General features: G+C 62.6%; 1 protein-coding gene and 1 pseudogene. Both read left to right on the top strand.

Annotated features, from left to right (window positions below):
• Nucleotides 1–425, top strand: a pseudogene (locus AAC083_RS03935) (bifunctional indole-3-glycerol-phosphate synthase TrpC/phosphoribosylanthranilate isomerase TrpF); the annotation flags it as partial.
• A gap of 67 nt (nt 426–492) precedes the next feature.
• Nucleotides 493–1,197 (top strand): pyridoxal-phosphate dependent enzyme (locus tag AAC083_RS22890; RefSeq protein WP_258224591.1); only part of this gene is annotated, 705 nt, incomplete at its 3' end.

The following is a 1,197-nucleotide window of genomic DNA, read 5'->3' as shown; positions in this document are numbered from 1 at the left end:
CCACCATAGTCCAGACGGTGGAAGCGCTAGGGCTCGCCGCGGTGCAGCTGCACGGGGATGAAGATGCCGCCTATATCGAGGGACTGCGCGCGCTGCTGCCGGCGGGCTGCCAGATCTGGAAAGCCGTTGGAATCACAAGCGGCAAGCCACTGCCCGCCCTCGACTATCCGGCGGATCGCCTGCTGCTGGATACAAAAGTGGGCAGCCAGAGCGGCGGCACCGGTCAGGCGTTCGACTGGCGCCTGCTGGCCACGCTCGACAAGAGCAAACTGATGCTGGCAGGCGGGCTAAATCCCGACAACGCCCTGCAGGCGGCAGAGGTCGGCTGCCTCGGCCTTGATTTCAACTCCGGGGTAGAGAGTGCCCCGGGCCAGAAAGATGGCCACAAACTCGCCGCCGCCTTCGCCGCCCTGCGCGCGCTCTAAGGCGGCCACTGGATCTCTGTATCATTTTTGATGTTCCGTTTTTGACTCAAGGTATAAGGAAGAAACCATGACCCTGCTCAACCCGTTTTTTGGTGAATTTGGTGGCATGTACGTGCCCCAAATCCTGATCCCCGCCCTGCTTCAGCTGGAAAAAGCTTTCGTCGATGCCCAGGAAGACCCGGCCTTTATCGCCGAATTTCAGGAGCTGCTGACCGAGTATGCCGGTCGCCCGACCCCGCTCACCCTGACCCGCAATTTGACCAAGGGCACCAGGACCCGCCTCTATCTGAAGCGTGAAGACCTGCTGCACGGCGGCGCCCACAAGACCAACCAGGTGCTGGGTCAGGCGCTGCTGGCCAAGCGGATGGGCAAAACCGAGATCATCGCCGAGACCGGCGCTGGCCAACACGGCGTCGCCACCGCACTGGCCTGCGCCCTGCTCGGCCTCAAGTGCCGGGTCTATATGGGTGCCAAGGATTGCGAGCGCCAGAAGCCCAACGTCTTTCGCATGAAACTGATGGGCGCCACCGTCATTCCGGTGCACTCCGGCTCCAGCACCCTGAAAGATGCCTGCAACGAGGCGCTGCGTGACTGGGCTGCCAACTACGACTCCGCCCACTACCTGCTGGGCACTGCTGCCGGTCCGCACCCCTTCCCCACTATCGTGCGGGAGTTCCAGAAAATGATCGGCGAAGAAGCCAAGGCCCAGTGCTTCAAGAAAGAGGAGCGGCTGCCCGATGCGGTGATTGCCTGCGTCGGCGGCGGTTCTAAC

This window comes from Aeromonas sp. HMWF014 (genome assembly GCF_963878295.1).
In the GTDB taxonomy this organism is placed as follows: Bacteria; Pseudomonadota; Gammaproteobacteria; order Enterobacterales; family Aeromonadaceae; genus Aeromonas; species Aeromonas popoffii.
The sequence above is the reverse complement of the archived record's forward strand: the minus strand, read 5'-3'. Positions and strand labels throughout refer to the sequence as shown.